The sequence below is a fragment of the Paraburkholderia sp. BCC1884 genome (assembly GCF_900996225.1).
Classification (GTDB): domain Bacteria; phylum Pseudomonadota; class Gammaproteobacteria; order Burkholderiales; family Burkholderiaceae; genus Paraburkholderia.
The window spans coordinates 105,707-123,553 of sequence record NZ_CAAJGL010000123.1; the positions used below are offsets into that span (position 1 = coordinate 105,707).

14 protein-coding genes are annotated in these 17,847 nt (G+C 59.9%); 4 read left to right on the plus strand and 10 right to left on the minus strand.

Annotation, left to right across the window (positions count from 1 at the left end; genetic code table 11):
- Positions 1-4: 4 nt before the first annotated feature.
- Both lhgO and FQ705_RS28075 read right to left on the minus strand, forming a co-directional pair.
- The gene (gene lhgO, locus FQ705_RS28070; RefSeq protein ID WP_144146926.1) at positions 5-1,198 is read right to left on the minus strand and encodes an L-2-hydroxyglutarate oxidase; all 1,194 of its coding nucleotides are present in this window, start codon (positions 1,196-1,198) and stop codon (positions 5-7) included.
- Positions 1,199-1,327: 129 nt separating this feature from the next.
- Entirely contained in the window at positions 1,328-2,029 is a 702-nt protein-coding gene (locus tag FQ705_RS28075; protein WP_144146929.1) for a FadR/GntR family transcriptional regulator, read from the minus strand.
- A 223-nt stretch (positions 2,030-2,252) separates the two neighbouring features.
- Between FQ705_RS28075 and FQ705_RS28080 the strand changes: the two genes are divergently transcribed.
- Both FQ705_RS28080 and FQ705_RS28085 read left to right on the plus strand, forming a co-directional pair.
- Positions 2,253-3,869 carry an EAL domain-containing protein gene (locus FQ705_RS28080; protein ID WP_409934743.1) on the plus strand — a complete coding sequence of 539 codons (1,617 nt, stop codon included), beginning with the start codon at positions 2,253-2,255 and terminating at the stop codon, positions 3,867-3,869.
- Between the two features lie 442 nt (positions 3,870-4,311).
- Positions 4,312-4,659: a hypothetical protein gene (locus tag FQ705_RS28085; protein WP_144146932.1), complete on the plus strand. Its 348-nt coding sequence runs from the start codon at positions 4,312-4,314 to the stop codon at positions 4,657-4,659.
- 314 nt (positions 4,660-4,973) lie between these two features.
- Here FQ705_RS28085 and FQ705_RS28090 read toward each other — a convergent pair whose 3' ends face one another.
- From FQ705_RS28090 to FQ705_RS28100, 3 genes are all read right to left on the minus strand, one after another.
- Complete coding sequence (locus FQ705_RS28090; RefSeq protein WP_144146934.1) at positions 4,974-5,747, minus strand: ABC transporter substrate-binding protein; 774 nt, start codon at positions 5,745-5,747, stop codon at positions 4,974-4,976.
- A gap of 87 nt (positions 5,748-5,834) precedes the next feature.
- Positions 5,835-6,938 carry a DUF2817 domain-containing protein gene (locus tag FQ705_RS28095; RefSeq protein WP_144146937.1) on the minus strand — a complete coding sequence of 368 codons (1,104 nt, stop codon included), beginning with the start codon at positions 6,936-6,938 and terminating at the stop codon, positions 5,835-5,837.
- Between the two features lie 18 nt (positions 6,939-6,956).
- The gene (locus FQ705_RS28100) at positions 6,957-8,081 is read right to left on the minus strand and encodes an aromatic ring-hydroxylating dioxygenase subunit alpha (RefSeq protein ID WP_313955682.1); all 1,125 of its coding nucleotides are present in this window, start codon (positions 8,079-8,081) and stop codon (positions 6,957-6,959) included.
- A gap of 91 nt (positions 8,082-8,172) precedes the next feature.
- Between FQ705_RS28100 and FQ705_RS28105 the strand changes: the two genes are divergently transcribed.
- Positions 8,173-9,117: a LysR substrate-binding domain-containing protein gene (locus FQ705_RS28105; RefSeq protein ID WP_144146941.1), complete on the plus strand. Its 945-nt coding sequence runs from the start codon at positions 8,173-8,175 to the stop codon at positions 9,115-9,117.
- Between the two features lie 133 nt (positions 9,118-9,250).
- A complete protein-coding gene (locus FQ705_RS28110) occupies positions 9,251-10,558 on the plus strand; it encodes a PQQ-dependent sugar dehydrogenase (RefSeq protein ID WP_144147584.1) in 1,308 nt (435 codons plus the stop codon).
- Positions 10,559-10,615: 57 nt separating this feature from the next.
- On the opposite strand, the gene FQ705_RS28115 is transcribed toward FQ705_RS28110, so the two are convergent.
- The 5 genes from FQ705_RS28115 to FQ705_RS28135 all read right to left on the minus strand — a co-directional run bounded on the left by FQ705_RS28115 (position 10,616) and on the right by FQ705_RS28135 (position 17,845).
- The gene (locus FQ705_RS28115) at positions 10,616-12,250 is read right to left on the minus strand and encodes a methyl-accepting chemotaxis protein (RefSeq protein WP_144146944.1); all 1,635 of its coding nucleotides are present in this window, start codon (positions 12,248-12,250) and stop codon (positions 10,616-10,618) included.
- Between the two features lie 202 nt (positions 12,251-12,452).
- Positions 12,453-12,707, minus strand: coding sequence for a hypothetical protein (locus tag FQ705_RS28120; RefSeq protein WP_144146947.1), 255 nt, complete (start codon positions 12,705-12,707; stop codon positions 12,453-12,455).
- A gap of 54 nt (positions 12,708-12,761) precedes the next feature.
- Positions 12,762-14,630 carry a chloride channel protein gene (locus FQ705_RS28125; protein ID WP_144146950.1) on the minus strand — a complete coding sequence of 623 codons (1,869 nt, stop codon included), beginning with the start codon at positions 14,628-14,630 and terminating at the stop codon, positions 12,762-12,764.
- A 350-nt stretch (positions 14,631-14,980) separates the two neighbouring features.
- Positions 14,981-16,741 carry a glycoside hydrolase family 15 protein gene (locus FQ705_RS28130; RefSeq protein WP_260854640.1) on the minus strand — a complete coding sequence of 587 codons (1,761 nt, stop codon included), beginning with the start codon at positions 16,739-16,741 and terminating at the stop codon, positions 14,981-14,983.
- 108 nt (positions 16,742-16,849) lie between these two features.
- The gene (locus tag FQ705_RS28135; protein ID WP_144146953.1) at positions 16,850-17,845 is read right to left on the minus strand and encodes an SDR family oxidoreductase; all 996 of its coding nucleotides are present in this window, start codon (positions 17,843-17,845) and stop codon (positions 16,850-16,852) included.
- Positions 17,846-17,847 lie beyond the last annotated feature (2 nt).

Here is a 17,847-nt window from a genome sequence, read left to right on the forward strand (position 1 = left end):
CGCGTTAGGCGGGCTTCAGGATCCGGTCGGCGATCATCGATCCGATCGGAATCGCCGACGTCGCGGCCGGCGAAGGCGCATTGCAGACGTGCAACATGCGCGGCGTGTCGGCGAACAGGAAGTCGTGCACGAGCGTGCCGTCACGCATCACGGCTTGCGCGCGAATGCCGGCCTCATAAGGCAGCAGATCGTCCACGGTCAGCGAAGGACAATACTTACGACACTGTTCGAGATAGCCCCGTTTGAACAGCGAGTTCTTCATCTCCCCCATGCCGGAGCCGAGGTTGCGCCAGATGGTTTTCCAGAAGCCGGGGAACGTGGCGTATTGCGCCACGTCGCGCAGATCGACGGAGAATTTCGGGTAATTTTCACGACCGAAACCAAGTACGGCATTCGGTCCGACCGTGACGCTGCCGTCGATCATCCGCGTCAGATGCACGCCGAGAAATGGCAGATCCGGATCGGGAATCGGGTAGATCAGATGGCGCACCACATTGTTTTTCGTGGCCGGCAAGCGGTAATACTCGCCACGAAACGGCACGATCTGGTGATCGATCTTCACACCCGCGAGCCGCGCCAGCCGGTCCGATTGCAGGCCGCCACAAACCACCAGCTTGCGGGCCTGCCAGTGGGCGTCGTCCGCGCCGATCGTGACGTCATCGCCGCTTTCCGCGATCGACGTCACCTTCGTGCCGAGTCGGACTTCGCCACCCGCTTTCCGGATCATGCGCGCCATGGCTTCGCATACCTGGCGATAGTCGACGATACCGGTCGCGTCGACGAAGAGTCCGCCCATGCCCGCGATATTCGGCTCGCGCCGCTGCAACTCCGCGGCGTCCAGTCGCTCAACGCGCAAACCGTTCTGTTGCGAACGCGCGTAGAGCGCCTCCATTCGCGACAATTCGAGCGGAGTCGATGCGACCAGCAGCTTGCCGCACACCTCGAACGGAATGCCCTGTTCGCGACAAAACGCCTTGGTCGCCTCCGCGCCCCGCTTGCACAACTCGGCCTTCAGGCTGCCCGGCTGGTAGTAGATGCCCGCATGAATCACACCGCTGTTGTGGCCCGTCTGGTGTCGGGCGAGCGTGGTCTCTTTTTCGAGCAGCAGCAGCGAAGCCGAGGGTTCACGCTGTAGTAACTCCATCGCCGTCGCGAGTCCGACAATGCCGCCACCGATGATGCAAAAGTCGTAGGTCATATCGCTTTGTTGCGTCTGGAGCTTTACTTGCTCCGTCCGATTATCAGGTTGTCAGACTAACTATTGACAAAAAAACGGTTTGCCGTCGCGCTCGAACCTCGAGGGCTCGCCGCGCAACGTTACTGTCGTTCAGTCGATGGGAGGCAATTCGATGTTCTGGCGTTTCGCCGCAGCACGCAGATGCCGCTCAGCGGAATCTGCCGCGGCTCGGGCATCGGCACGCTCGATCGCTTCATACAACTCGCCATGTTCCTTGCGCGCAAAGTCACCCGCATTACTTGCCGTGTTGGCCCATTGCGCGCGACGCACTGCCACGAGTTGGCCCCGCAGAAAATCATGGAACGCGACGAAGTACTCGTTCTTGGTCGCTGCCGCGATGGCGCGGTGAAACGCAACGTCGGCCGCCGATGCAGCATCGAAATCGTTTCGCTTCTTCTCCATTTCGCGAATCGCGGCGCTCATACGCTTCAGGTCTTCCGGCGTACGCCGCTGCGCCGCCGTCAGCGCTGCCTGCGTTTCGATCCACAGGCGCATCTCGAACAACTGCGCGAGATCCAGTTTTTGACTGGCGCCACCAGGCAACCGGAAAACCGTACCGGACGGCGTCTGCGAAATGAACGACCCTGCCCCGCGCCGCGCGACGAGGATGCCGTCCGACTTCAACTGGGCGATCGCTTCACGCACCACCGAGCGACTCACATTGAGCCGCTCGGACAGCTGCTGCTCGGTGGGCAAGCGTGATTCAGCGGGAAAATGACCCGCGTCGATTTCGGCGCGAAGCGCGCCGACCACACGTTGCACGAGCGAATCGGGACGTTCCAGTTCAAGCATCACCGGCTTCTCTATTAATCAGGTTGTCAGACAATATCGATATCGCGGAGTTGTGTCAAGAGGCTCGCGTGGCGCGGGATCGCATTTGGATCGGCACGCGCATCGGCTAACATGCCTTGCGGCACAGCGTCGAAGCCGGACGCATCTTAACGCGGATGCGAAGAAACAGTATGATGAATGCGCGACGCCTGCGTCCACTTCTCATCCGCAATTTACGTTCGATGTGTTCAAGCTCAAACTTGCCCGCCTAGCCCTATCTTTTTCTACGCATCGTGGTCCGGCATGGGGGCCCAGCGTTACGCGCGGTCTGTCGGGCGCGGTCGCCTTGACCGGCGGCGTCTGCGTCTTGCTGGCCGCCGTCGCGCTCGGCGAGCGCCAGGCGGATCGTGCGATACGTTTTCGCGAACAACTTGTCGCCAGCGATCTGGTCGAATCGGTCGAGCGGATTCTGCGCCATGTGCAGTCGAGTCAGCGTGAGCCGCTCGATCGCCTGGCTGGACAGCCTTGCGAAAGCGCAGCGAAGCGGCTCGCCGAATTCAAGACATACGTGCGCTACGTGCGCGGCGTCAACCTGGTTGCGAACGGGCGCCTCTATTGCTCCTCAGCGTTGGGGCCGATGGACGTACCGTTGTCGGCTTATATGTCCACCGTGCAACGCGAACAGGGCATCAGCCTGATCCATGGCACCCCTTACCAGCCCGCTGTTCCCGTACTGCCCGTATTTGTTCCGACAGGACACGACACCGGTCTGCTGTACGTGATCGAAGGGTCGTACGTCACCGATATTCTCGCCCATGGCCTGCGCTACGGCGCGGACAAGGTGACGTTATCCGTCACTGGATCCGGTGCGATCGACGAGCACGGCGTATTTTCCGCTGCGGGCGCTACCGTGGTTCCGCGCTCGGGCACGCAAGTGGCATCGACCGTTTTCCCGTTGCGCGTCGCGGTCACCGCATCGACTGCCTTTGCATCGCAGATGGACTGGAAGTACGGCGCGATCTTTGGGGGGATCGGATTGCTGCTGGCCGCTCTGATCGCCGCGGCCTACCTGCTCGCGTTCGCCCCGCGCCGGCTATTGCTGTCTGCCGTGCGGCAAGGTCTCAGGAGCGGTCAGCTCTACATGCTTTATCAACCGGTCGTCGACATTGCGACGCGCCGCATCGTGGGCGCCGAAGCCCTGGTCCGCTGGACTCACCCACGCTGGGGGCCGATCAGTCCCGCGGTGTTTATGGCAGAGGTCGAGTCGAGCAGCCTTCTCGGCGACGTCACGCGGTTCGTGCTGCAGCGCGCGACAGATGATGCCCGGAGTTCGACCGGCAGCGCGCCGTTCAGGATTGCTGTCAACGTGGCGCCGATGGACCTCGAACGCAAAGGATTCATGCCGGAAGTACTGGCGCTCGTTGAGGGACTGCCTAAGAACACGGTTCTCGTACTCGAAGTCACCGAGCGTTTCCTGTTGAGCCGGAATCCTCGCGTCCGGACAATTTTTGAAACGCTGCGGGAGCACGGTGTGCGTTTCGCGCTTGACGACTTCGGCACCGAGCATAGCAATCTCGATCTGCTCGGCCGGTTCCCGTTTGATTACGTCAAGATCGACAAGCAGTTCGTCGAGCAGGTCGACAGGGGCGGCGCGAGTCTGATTGGAGGGATCGCCGCAGTGGCGGCACACTACGGTATGCAGGTGATAGCCGAAGGTGTCGAAACCGAGGCGCAGCACGATGCGCTACGACGGCTCGGGATTCCGTTCGGTCAGGGCTACCTCTACGAGCGGCCGATTTCCGCCGCCAAAGTTTTCGGTGCACAGCCTGCAAAAGCGTTTGTCGTGGAGTCGGCGCCATGATGCGCCGGATCACGCCTTCCCAACGCGACGCCCATGCATTCGAAGGGTCATTCCGAGCCACATAGAACTGAATGCCGTATCGCCCGATCAGGGTTGACTTGACCCAGCGATGGACTGGTCGAACTCACTGGCGCGTCATGTAATGTCGCAAGGTTGCCGAACCACGAAGACTGCCTCACACGATATGCATTATCGAATCGCGCATAGGCAAAACTACTCGACGTTCGACCGCGCGAATGTACCAATGTCCCCTTCCGATCGACGTAAGGTCATCGTCGCGGCGCTCGACCGAATCTTCGGCGCATACTAAGCGATAACGGAGCGGTTTTGTTCGAATGGGGCGACCCTCATATCAGCAAATCAGCCTCAACCTTCTAAACATTAATCTCGCTGTTGCCTTTCACTTCTGAAACCGCCTCGGGATACCGCGATTGGAGATGCGATGCAATTCGACAAACAACAGGACCGGCTCGGGCAGAGTGGCGCAACCATGCGTCCCGGTTCACAGAGCTTGTTGGCAAAGGTCCTAGCCATAGTGATAGGCGCTGCATTGCTCGTCGTGGGGTTCGCCGTTTCGCTTGTGATGTTGGCCGTGGTGCTTGGGGCCGGCATTGTGATCGGCGGTTTCGTCTGGTGGAAAACGCGCGATCTGCGCAAACATCTTCGCGAGCAGGCAATGCGCGCACAGCAGACGCACGGGCAACAGGTGCGCGAACGCCCGGGCCAGTCCATGGACATCGGCGATGTGGTCGAGGACGTAGAGTTCCACGACGAGAGTCCACGGAAATAGGCGCCGCACCCTGACCGCGCATGCCCACCGCGTTACCGCACGTCAGAAGAACATGCTCTGACTCGATGCGGCGACGGTCATGTTTCGACGAGCGTCGTCTGGCATTGCGCCACACTGGATTTTCAGGCGGCAGTTCGCACACTGCCCGATGTGGCTTTGGCTAACGCGAACTTTTCCGGCAGAAGCGTTCGCGTCGCATACTCAATCGAGATTGCATCCGCATACGAACGCGCCTGCCAGTGCATCTATCAACGGACATATTCGCGCCTCGCGCACGCCTGCATCCTGGATGTACGACCATCAAAACGCTCGGGTCAACTGCCGTGAATATCGATGTCGAAGTACTTCTTCTCAATGCGTTTATACGTGCCGTCTTTCAGCATCGAATCGATGGCCTGATCGACCTTTTGGCGTAGCGCGGGGTCGTCCTTGCGAAAGCCAATTCCCGCACCTTTTCCAAGTGTTTGCGGATCGCTGACATTTTGACCGGCAAAACCGTAACCGCTGCCTTGCGGCGTATTCAAAAATCCGTTGATGCCTGCAAGAGCGTCTGTGAACGTCGCATCGATGCGACCTGAGCGCAGGTCCGGATAGACCTGTTCCTGATTCGCATACGACACCACGTTGATACCCGCCGTCGCCCAGTGCGCCTTCGCGTAGGCCTCCTGGGTTGATCCCTGAGCGACGCCAACGGCCTTGCCACTCAACGACTGAACGGTGGGTTGCAGACTGGAGCCATCTTTAGCGATCAGGCGACTCGGCGTGTTGAAAAGCGGCTGGGAGAATGCCACCTGCTCTTGACGCTTCGGCGTAATTGACATCGCCGACAGGATCGCGTCGAATTTCCTGCCTTGCAGAGCGGGAATGATGCCGTCGAAGCCTGTTTCGACCCAAACGCAATGCATCTGCAGGCGCCTGCAGATTTCGTTGCCCAAATCGATCTCAAAACCGACGAGTTGGCCAGAAGGCGACTTCGATTCGAACGGTGCGTAGGTCGGGTCCACGCCAAAGCGTAACTCCGTCAAATCCTTTGCCTGTGTGGCCAGCGCGACCATCGCCAGCACGGCACCCAGAATGATGCGTTTCATATGCGCTCCCGTTCGTGTGTTGCGCCGCGGACGTTTGCCGGCGGTGCGTGGGGTGAAAGAACCGTGTCGTGAAAATTTCTTCGCGGACTACATCGTCGTTAGTGCGTCGAGTGCCCGCTGCCAGATTTGCCGCGTGCGCAGCGCGATCAACTCGCGCCAGTGGGCATCAGCGGGGTAGTAGTGTTCCAGCAGCGCGGCCTTGATCCGCCGCCCTGTCGCGTCGAAAGGGTCGCCGTGCAGATGCAGCCAGTGGTCGTCGCGCAGCAAAGTATGTCCGCGAGCGCCGTCGTATGTGCCGCATTCGATCACGAGCGGTATCAGATCCACGTCGGCAAGCTGATCGATCAGTGCCTGCGAGGTATAACCAGTCGCCGTCGCAGCGACACCGCTGTCGGACGACGCATTTTCCGCAGTAAGGATCGTGTACAGCCAGGGACCGTATAGCGCTTGCGCGGTGTCGTGCGCGGGTACCTTGCGCTCGCCGATTGTCATCAGCATCGGGTGTCCGTAGGCACCGGCGCCGGTGTGCAGATCGAAGGCGATGGCCGTGCGTGCACTCGCCACATGAGCCTGCATGATCTGACGCACCGTGCGGTTCGTCCACGTCTGCTGTGTGCCGCCGAAGAAGACGCCGTCCGGATGCCTGTACTGTCCCGCTTCGATGATATTGCGCACGCGTGCTTCCCCGCGATCGCGCATGTGCGTGGCGAGTTGCTCATCCGCGCGCTGACGCTCCGGTCCGTCAAGATCGCGGCACAAATAGATCTCGTGCAACGTTTCGTATTCGATATTCGCGGGCGGTGCCTGAGTAAAATCTATGTAGTTGCGGTTCACGTCGGCGTTGTCCTCATTCACCCGACGCAACCATGCCGTGCCCCACGGGTTGACGAGATGCACGAGCACGACGCAGGTGCCTTCAGGCAAGGCGTGGTCCCGCAGATTATCGAGTAACGCGATCTGACTGTCGGAGCCGTAAAAACCCTCTACGCCATGAGTTCCCGACACCAGCACGAGGCGCTTTTGCGCATCGGCAGGGCCGACCGTCGCAACGTCCGTAGAGAGTGTCTCGCCGCGTGGTCCGTGCATCGGGTGAGGATAGGTAGCGACAGTCGCCTCGACGCGCGCCGCGGCCTCGAGAAAGCGCTCGCGCTGATTAGCGAAACTCGACGTATCAAGAAAATAGGCGCTCATTATCGCTCCCGTAACGAGTCAGGTTGCCGGAGTCGACAGACGCACAAGCGGCGCATACTCCGGCGCCACATGCTCAGCATCGACTAATTGCTGCACAGCTCGGCGGAACCTGAGCGGTCCGGCGTCGATTCCGAGGTCGATATTCGGCGTACGCCGGTTCGCCATACCTTCATGCACGGCCTCAAGGATGACCCGGTCCTCGTCGAATGCGTGGCGGACGTCCTCATTGAATTGTCGCGTCACCGCTTCGTCTTGCTGATCGAAATTGCGCATCTGAAACCAGAAATAGCGGGTATGCGATTCGTCGATCGGCGTCATGAAATTGTATGAATTCATCAGAAACACCAGGTCGTGCTGCTTGCCCTCATCGGTGCCGGTGCCCGCTGGCGTGAAGACGGCCTTGATGATCGCGTGTGAGGGAAACCGCACCTCGTAGTGCTGCTTGCGGTCGCAGCGTCCGGAGAATTTGACGAACTTGGCATAAAACGGTGCGACATCGACATCTCGCATCCAGCGCGAGACGGTCACGCCCACATCGCTTGCAATGGTTTTCAAGGGCTCGGCTTCACACGCAGCATTGCCGAACGAGCCCGGATGCACCCATGCGACGTGCGATGGGTCGAGCAGGTTGTCGGTCACGTAGAGATAGTTGCAGGCGACCGTCATCGCATCGCCTTCGTTCAAGCCCCATGCCGGATCGCCCCATTCTGGAACATCGAAGATCTGGGCGGTGTCGGCGAGCCTGGCCTCGCCCATCCAGATCCAGACGAGACCATAACGCTCTTCGGTGGGATAGCTGCGGACCTGCGCCGCTCGTGGAATACGCGTTAGAGCTGGCGCGCTCACGCATGTCCCGGCGCAGTCGAAGGTCAGCCCGTGATATCCGCATTCGATTCGATCGCCAAGCAAGCGACCCATCGACAACGGCAGCTTGCGATGTGGACACGCGTCTTCGAGCGCCGTCACCGCTCCATCCGGCGCACGAAACAGCACGACCCGCTCACCCAGCAGTTTCAACGGCATGAGGCACTGCTGGACTTCGGCGCTGCGCGCCGCGACGTACCACGCGTTTCTGATGAACATCGTTGCTCTCCTCTTTTCATCGCAATCCGGCCCGCGCGCGACCTCACGCAGCCTTTGCATCGACTGTAAAAAGTCAAAATAGAAAGAACAGCAGTTAGAAAGTGCGATTTACTTTAGAATTTCTAAACCATCTTGATCGATCGGGTTCGATATGAACACGCTTGCGCCGCTTCGCGCGATCCAGGTTTTTGAAACGCTCGGCCGTTGCGACGGCCTGGTCGAGACAGCGCGCAGACTCGATATCTCTCCCGGCGCGGTCAGTCAGCAAATCAAGCTGCTTGAAAATGCGCTCGGAGTGAAGCTCGTCACGAAAGAAGGACGGCGGATGCGCTTGACCGCGACCGGTCGCCGATATCATGAGAGTTGCCTTGCCGCGCTGGAAACCTTGCGCATCGCGCAGGACGACATCGAGCGTTCAAAAAACGTGCGCAGCCTGAATGTCAGCGCCCTGCCTTCGCTGCTATCGAAGTGGCTTGCCCCGCGCATCAACGCCTGGCAAAAGGCGCATCCAGACATCGACGTCTATCTGGATGGCTCTCACGCGGAACCGTCGCCAGATGTCTACGAGATCGACTTTCGCATCAGCTACGGCGATCGTATCGACGACGCAGGCACCTCCATCGAACTGTTCCGCGATAGCGTCGTGCCGGTGTGCAGCCCGCAGATCCTGCCGCGCAAGGGCAAGGTTGCGCTGAAGCCTGCTGATCTCGCCACGTTTGAGCTGATCGCGGTTGACTGGCTGCCAAAGTTCGCTTCGCCGCCGTCCTGGCGCGACTGGTTCGCGGCGCACGGCGTCGAGACAACCACACTGCGCCAGCCGCATCAGGTGCACTCCCTCTCGAGCGTCGCAATTCAGGCTGCGATCGATGGTCACGGTTTCGTCCTCGCCCAGTGTTCGATGGTCGCGGACGATCTGGCGGCGGGCAGGCTCTCGATGCCTGTTGCTTCGGCCATTCCGTTACCGTCACCGTATTTTCTTACCTGGCGCGAAAGCACGTTCGATCGTCCGCAGTGCCGCGCCTTCCATCGCTGGTTGCTCGCGAGGGCGAAGGAACAGCAGATCGATATCGATCTGTTGGGACTTCGAACCGTATAGCTGATTACGAGCCGCGAAGTCCTCACAAGTTACGCGATAGTGTCGGATGGCTTGAGCTACGTTCTCACCCGATAGCGTCTCACAGGCAGGTTTCTTGCTGAAGTTGGGTATTCAAATCGCCGAATCGAACAACATGCGCCTGCCCAATCGTCTCGTTGCTTCAATGGTGTTACCGCTCGCCGCGTGCGCGATCGGACCGTCCAGTTCAAACGATTCTGGATTTGGTGCCGCGCCCGTCATACCGGTCGCAAAAACGGCATTGATTCCGATGGTCAACATCGCTCCAGTAGCACAGCCGCCGGTCGACTTCAGCCCTAAGGCTCCCGAAGGCTTTGCAGTCACGAAGTTCGCTGGCGGCCTCGCACACCCACGCTGGCTTTACACCTTGCCGAACGGTGACGTACTGGTAGCGGAAACCGATGCCCCCAAACCGCATGACGAGGGAAGCGGCATATTCGGCTGGATCAGACGACAGGTCATGAAGCGCGCAGGCGCGGGTGTGACCAGTCCCGATCGAATCGTTCTGTTGCGCGACGCTAACGGTAGCGGGATCGCACAGATGAAAACCGTATTTCTGAGTGGTCTGCACTCGCCCTTCGGCATGGCGCTTGTTGGCAACGAGCTTTATGTGGCCGACACGGACGCCTTGTTGAGCTTCGACTACACGGCGGGCGCGACGCAGATCACCGGCACTGGGCGCAAGCTCGCCGATTTGCCCGCCGGCCCGATCAATCACCATTGGACGAAGAATGTTGTCGCGGACCGCACAGGCAAGCATCTCTACATCACGGTCGGCTCAAACAGCAACGCCGGAGAAAACGGCATCGAGGCGGAATCGGAGCGGGCACGAATACTTGAATTCGACGTGGATTCGGGGCACTTGCGTCCGTATGCGACAGGATTGCGAAATGCTAACGGCCTCTCCTGGCAGCCGGACAGCGGTGCACTGTGGACGGCCGTCAACGAGCGGGACGATCTGGGCAACAATCTGGTGCCGGATTATATGACTGAGGTAAAGGCAGGCGCATTTTACGGCTTTCCTTACAGCTATTACGGTCAGCATGTTGACACGCGAGTCAAACCGCAACGCCCCGATCTGGTCGCGACAGCGACCGTTCCGGACTACGCACTTGGAAATCACACGGCTTCGCTGGGACTGGTCTTTTACGACCAGAAGTTGTTTCCGGCGCATTATTGGGGAGGCGCTTTCGTGGGTCAGCACGGATCATGGAACCGCAAGCCGCACACCGGTTACAAAGTGATCTTTGTGCCATTCGCTCATGGCAAACCTGCCGGTCTCCCTGAAGACTTCCTGAGCGGCTTCTTGACGGCAGATGGGCATGCCGTGGGACGTCCCGTAGGCGTCGCACTCGACGCGCGAGGCGCGCTTCTAGTAGCGGACGACGTCGGTGGCGCTGTCTGGCGAGTCGCGCCAAAATAGCTACGTTCACAATGCCGGTGAGGCGCACGAGACCATGCACGCCCCCGCCCGCGCGCCTCAAACTACTACAGCCAGACCTGGTGACATTGAACCTTGCTCCCTCAAGATCGCGGCCGAAGAATATTCGGCGCCCGGACCCGCCTGCAAGTGAAACGCACTGATCGACGACTGCAGTAGTTTCGCCTGATCGGTGAGCGTTTGTGCTACCGCCGCAGCCTGTTCGACCAGCGCGGCATTTTGCTGGGTGTTGCCATCCATCTGCGCAACGGCGTTATTCACCTGGTTGATACCCTCGCTCTGTTCCGCAGCCGCCGACGCAATCTCGCGCACGACGCCGGAGACTCTCGCAATCGCATCCTGCGCAGCGCGGATCTTTGCGCCGGTGCTATCAACCAGTTCCGCGCCGCTCTGTACTTTTTCAACCGCGCGGTTGATCAACGCCCGGATCTCCTTGGCCGCCGTAGCGCTACGCTGCGCAAGTGTTCGAACCTCACCCGCCACGACGGCAAATCCGCGCCCCTCCTCACCCGCTCGCGCCGCCTCTACAGCAGCATTTAGCGCGAGGATATTGGTTTGAAAAGCAATGCCCTCGATCACTGAGATGATCTCCACCATCTTGTGCGATTCGTCCGACACATCCTGCATCGTCGACATCGCGTCGCTAGCCATCGTGCCACCCTGATTGACGATCTGCTCCGCACCTGCCGTCAGTTGACTCGCTGTTTGAGCATTCTTGGCAGTCTGCCTGACCATGGCAGTCATTTGTTCCATGCTGGCGGCAGTCTCCTCAAGGGCTGCCGCCTGATTCTCCGTTCGCGCTGACAGATCGGTATTGCCTCCGGCGATCTCTTGCGCGCCCGTGGCCACCATGTCCGCGGCGTCCCTGATCCGTGTGATCGTCCCTGCAAGCGCATCGCGCATGCGCTGCATCGCGTGTAGCAGGCTGGCGTCGTCGCCCGGACGTGTCCTGATTTCGATGCCGAGGTTGCCCACCGCGATCTCCCCGGCCACCTGCGCTGCGTAGGCCGGGTCCCCGCCGATGGCGCGCCGGATGCTGCGATTGGTAAAGAAAACAAGTGTCGAGAGCAGCGCCGCGAGTCCCGCGAAGATGCCACCGACAACAAACAACGATTGCCTGAACGCCGAATCGATATCGTCCACGTACGCACCCGTGGCAATGATCCAGTCCCAGGGTGCATATCGCACGACGTATCCAATCTTGTCGACGGCGGACGCCGCTGCATCGTGAGGATGTGGGAACACGTAATCGACAAACCCGCCCTCGGGGGTCTGCGCGACCGATGCGAAGGTCACGTAATGATGCCGGCCGTCTGCGTCGGCAACGCCGCTGAGGTCCTTGCCATTCAATGCGGGCTTCATCGCATGCATGATCATTCGCGGTTTCGAATCGATCACGAGAAAATAGCCGTCTTCCCCATAGCGGATGTGTCGTAAGCGCTCAAGCGCCTGCTCTCGGGCCGCCGCTTCGCTAAGCGTACCGCTTTGCGCAAGCGCGGCGTATTCCGTAACAATGCTGAGTCCGACATGCGCGACGTTCACCAGATCGTTCTTGCGCTCCTCGATGCGAGTCTGCCGGGACAACCAGGCCGCCGAGACCGACACCACGAGTAGTGCTATCAGACTGACGACCAGCGGCAGCCAGAGCTTTTGCGAGAAACTCAAACGGTGCATGCGCGCTCCACATTCATACCAGAAGTTGAATCCATGTCTCGTTACATCCCTGCGACGTAGCTGCGGGCGGGATATCGCTTTGAAAACACGCCTATCCGATCTGTTTATCGGCCACGATCGGATGCATATTTCTAGAGACAAACCCTCGTGGGGACCTCGCGGCTCCGTTCGGCATTGTTGTTGGCTCTCGTTTCCTCCAGCGCTAAAGCCCCATGAAATAAGTCTGCACCTCCATTTCTTCAGACCATAACTGAACGTCGAGCATCTCATCGAACTGCACCGCCACGCCGCGGTGCATACAACAGAATCCCCGTGCTGTCCGATAGACGATGACCCACTCCCATTCCGGCCCGGTCTCCGTCATCCTGGTCGTCTCGAATGCGCGTCTGACCGTGTCGAGATGCAACACCTTGCTGAGGCGCTTGCACACCATGTCTACATCACGTGCGAGTTTCATCAGTTCCTCCTTCCACAACAGCGCATGCGGACTAATGCACCTGGGCAGCAGCACTCACCCAGGGAATATCCTGATGCTTCCGGCTACGGCGTCCGCAATGTGCTCTTTCGCAATGACACCCAGCACGCGAACCGGGCCGGGTTGGTGCTGCCGCTCAACCACCACGGCCATGACAGCGTGCTGCTCGCGAAGTCTGGATATGACACCAAACGCTACGTCCTTTTCTTGCACGACGATAAAATTGCGCTGCGCCAGCGTCCCGAGTTCTATGTCTGAGTCGCTCTGGCTAACAGCACGCCGCAGGCCCGTATTGATACGTAAAACGCCGTAGATTTCATGCTCCCTGGTGACCACCACATGCCGGAAAGCGGGTCCTTCAAGGCGATCCATGAGCGCACGAAAAGGTACTCGAGTGTCGAGAACCAATACGTCGGTCTCCATGACCTGAGATGCGCTCTGAACCAGAAACATGTTGGCGTGCAAAGCATTGGGAATCGGATGGCCACGCCGCACCAGCTTGAGGGTGTAGATACTTTCGGGTGAGAGAAGCCGACGCGCACCAAGACTGAACGCGACCGCGATGATCATCGGCAAAACAATGTCGTAATCGCGTGTCATTTCAAAGATCATCGCCACGGCAGTCATCGCCGCGCCGGTACCGCCGCCCACCATTGCCCCCATCCCCACCATTGCAAACGCCGGCGCGCTGACCGGAGCACCCGGCACCGCCATCGCGATGAACGACGCGAAAGCGGCACCCAGCGTGGCGCCGATGAACAGTGAAGGAGAGAACACCCCGCCAGACGATCCCGAGCCGAGACTGAGCGACGTCGCGAGCGTTTTGCATAAGGCGAGCAGCAGCAGGAATGCTCCGCCCTGGAGTTGGCCGTATAGGGTCGCCTGAATGGCGGCGTAGCCGACGCCCTCCACGTAGTAGTGACCGGCGTATCGCCAAAGCAGATACATCGTTGCACCGACGATCAGCATGCCGAGCGAATGACGTGAGTAACGCCCGGGTATGCGGTCAAACGCGTCTTCCGCCCAATGCAGCGAGCGGATCAGCAGCGCGGCCGCAGCACCGGTCAGCGCACCAAGCAGCGCGTAGAGAATGAGCGTGAGTACACTACCGGGTTCGTTTGGAATCGCGCCCAATTGAGCCGGGACAAAAAACGCCGGGGCGGCGCCGAAGAACAGGCGGCCGAGGAAGGTCGCCGTACCCGTAGCAATCGCCACGGGTAGGAACGTGTTGACGCTGATCTCGGGCATCATCAACTCAGTGGCGAAGAGCACGCCGCCAATCGGAGTATTGAAAGTTGCTGCGATGCCGGCACCCGCGCCCGCCGCCACAAGTGTAATGCGCTGCCCTGCGGTCATTCTGACCAGTTGGCCCAGCGTCGAGCCGAGCGCCGAACCGATCTGGATAATCGGCCCTTCCCGCCCGACTGCGGCGCCGGAGCCGATCGCAAGCGCTGATGCAACCGATTTGACCACCGCGACGACCGGCCGTATCACGCCGCGTTTGTAGTAAATCGCATCCATCACTTCAGGCACGCCGTGCCCCTTCGCTTCGGGCGCGAAGGTACTGACGATCCACGTCACTGCCAGACCACCGATCACCGGAACGAATATGACGAATAGTCCCCACGGAGAAGCGGGAGTGAAATGGCTCGCGTCGTACGAAAACGAAAAGTGACCGAGGAAAAATACGTTGTGGACGAATCCAATCAGGCCACGAAAAACGACGGCGCCCAGTCCCGTCACGATCCCCACAACGAAGGCCATCGCGCACAACCATCGCAGACCGATGGGCAAGATGGAATCTTCTTCGTTCGGCGAGGATGGCGGCGGTTGTGCCGATGAAACTTTGATATGGCGGGGAGTCGTTGTCGCCACGCTTTCAGGCCCATCTGATCCCTCGTCCATGCCCAGTTCCTCTTAAGCTCAATCCACACTGCGTTCTCGCGACCATGGCTGCGACGTCGACACATCCCAGCAGCGACGAACCGCGTTTACAGACAACCATTGAGACACTGGTCGAATGAACTGAGCGCTATTCGAACGATGGGGTGGTAATAGACAGCGTAGAGCACGAAACCGATTGCCACCAGCTAATCGTGGGGTCAACGCGAAGGAGTCCACCACCAAAGCGATATCCCATCAATGCGGCTATTGAACAACCGGAGTGTCCGGCCGACCGTCACGCTTTAAGCGTTGTTCAAGGATGTCGCCTGGCGTGAAGAATCGAGAAAAGTCAGTGCCGTCGCCACCGCGCCTCAAGGTCGCATACTGAGCGCTAGTGCTGCATTGACGACTGCCAGATGGCTCAGAGCCTGCGGAAAGTTACCCGCGAGATGGCGGGCCGCCACGTTGTACTCTTCGGACAGCAAGCCCAGATCGTTGGAAACGGCAAGGACGCGCTCGAACTGCTCGGTTGCCTCCTGTTCCCGGCCCTGCAGCTGCAGGCACTCGGCCATCCAGCATGAACACGCGAGAAATGCGCCCTCGTTCGGCTTTCCCGCTTGCGGCCTGGTACGACGGATGAGTCCTTCTTCGGAAAGCTCGCGTTTAACCACCGCAATAGTCGACGCAATACGTCGATCGTCAATTGGCAGGAAGCCGACTAGTGGAAGAAGCAGGACACTCGCGTCGAGTTCCTGTCCGCCGTAGTGCTGAGTGAATGTACCGAGACCTTCGTTCCAGCCTTCCCGACAGATCTCGTCATGCACAGTGTCACGCAGTACCGTGATCCGGGCAAGCACCTCCTGGCTAACCCGATTGCCGGTTTCGTGACGTTTGACAAAACGATCGAATGCAACCCAGACCATCACCTTCGAATAGGTGTAGTGGCGCGGTTCGGCGCGCGACTCCCACACGCCCGCTCCCTCAGTTCGCCAGATTGTTTCGAGGTGTTCAATAAGCCTCTGTTCGACAACGAACTCCTGATCCGATGCAGGCACGCCACCGCGATGAGCCAGATCGAGGCAATTCAGCACCTCACCGTACACGTCCAGTTGATGCTGCGTCGAAGCGGCATTGCCGATTCGCACCGGTTTGGCAAAGCGATAGCCGGGCAACGTGTCCACGGTCCATTCGGGCAAATGGCGTGCACCGTCGACCCGATACATGATCCGCATGTTGTCCGGCGAGCCGGCGATCGCCCGCAGCAGCCAATCGCGCCAACCGTGTGCCTCTTCGTGATATCCGGCGTTCAACAATGCGGCAAGAGCAAAGCTCGCGTCGCGCAACCAGCAATAGCGATAGTCCCAATTCATCGCGCCGCCGGGCGCTTCAGGCAGCGACGTCGTCGGCGCGGCGAGCAGACCGCCGCTCCGCTGATGGATCAACGCCTTGAGTGTAATCAGCGAGCGTCTGACCTGATCTGGCCACCGCGTTTTGGCATTGTCGAACCGGCCAATCCAGTCGAGCCAGAAACCTTGCGTTGATGCGAGCGCCGCTTCAGCGTCGATCGGTGTGGGCGGACCTTCATGGCTGCAACCATAGCTCATGACGAAAGCGAGCCTTTCTCCGGCAGACACATCGAACTCCGCGTCGATTGAGGTGGCGTTTTCTATCAGTTGGACCGGCGCGCGCAACACGACCAGATTGGGGCCGACTTTGGCTACCATGTCATTGCCATCCATTGCGCTCCAGGGAGGCAACGCACCGTAGTCAAAACGCAGGCGCAGTGTGCTGCGCATTCTTACCGTGCCACGCATGCCGACGACAATGCGCACTACCGAAGAAAAGGTCTTGCGCACCGGCATGAAATCAATGATCCGAACCTGACCTTCGTTCGTCACGAAATCGGTTTCCACGACGAGCGTGTCGCCCTGATAGCGCCGACCGCCGGCGGTGACAGCGCTAACAGGAGCAAGCGACCAATGCCCGTGATCGTCTGTTCCAAGCAATGCGGCAAAGCACGCGTCATCGTCAAATCGCGGCCAGCATAACCAATCGATGGACCCGTCTTTCGCCAGCAGTGCCGCAGTTTCTCCATCGCCCAGCAGCGCATAATCTTCGATCAGCTTGCTCACATCGTCCGCCTTGGTCCGGCGCTCCCGCCCTTGTCCACGCTCCTTTCGAAGCAGCTCTGTTCCCGCGAGCGGCAAGCTCGTTGCCGTCTCTGCATGGATCGCGCGCTCTTACACACTCTTCTTTTTATTCACGAGTAGCGCCACGCCGGCCAGGCCGATCCCTGCTAGCGCCCAGAAAGCATTGCGATGCCGGTTTGTAAACATCTCCCAACTGCCTTTCCTTGACCGGCTGTCGAAGCGACCATGCGCGCCGTAGTCGCCCGCTACCGGTTCGAAGAGATTGCCAGGCGCATCGGGTTCAAGCGGTTCGTCTGTCAGTTGCCCTTCATAACCTGCCCTTGCCAGATATCGGTCGATGAGCCCCGGCGCGATACGATTGGCAAGAATAGCTTTGACTGTAGGAAAGCCAACCCAGACTTGCCTGCGTCTGTGCGTCGCGGCAAAGAAGATGGCCCGTGCCGCCACTTCCGGCTCGTAGATCGGCGCCACCGGCTGAGCTTTTTTACCCATTTTGTTAAGGGCCCAGTCGAATTGCGGCGTGTTGAGCGCGGGCAGATCCACCATCGTCAAATGAATGTTCAGCCGGTCGTGGATGATCTCCGAGCGCAGCGCGTCGGTAAAACCCCGCACGGCGAACTTGGCGCCGCAGTAGATGGATTGAAGCGGCACCGAGCGATAACCAAGTGCGGACCCGACGTTGACGATCGTGCCGCGGTCACGCGTGCGCATACGGGCGAGCGCCGCCATCGTGCCGTGCACCTGCCCGAGATAGGTCACCTTGGTGCCACGCTCGAATTCGTTCGCGGTCAGCCGGGACACCGGCGCGAATACCGTAGCCATCGCCACGTTGACCCAAACGTCGATAGGCCCGAGTTCCCGTTCGATGCGCGACGCCGCTGCTTCGACGGCATCGGCGTCCGCGACGTCCGTCGAAATGCCGAGAGCGTGCACGCCGTAGCTTGCCTGCAGATCGGCTGCCGCGCGCTCGATCCGCGCAACGTCACGCGACAGCAACGCGATGTCGTATCCGTGCCTCGCAAACTCTTCGACAGCGGCCCGCCCGACTCCGGCGCCAGCGCCCGTCACCACTACGACTTTGCCCATAG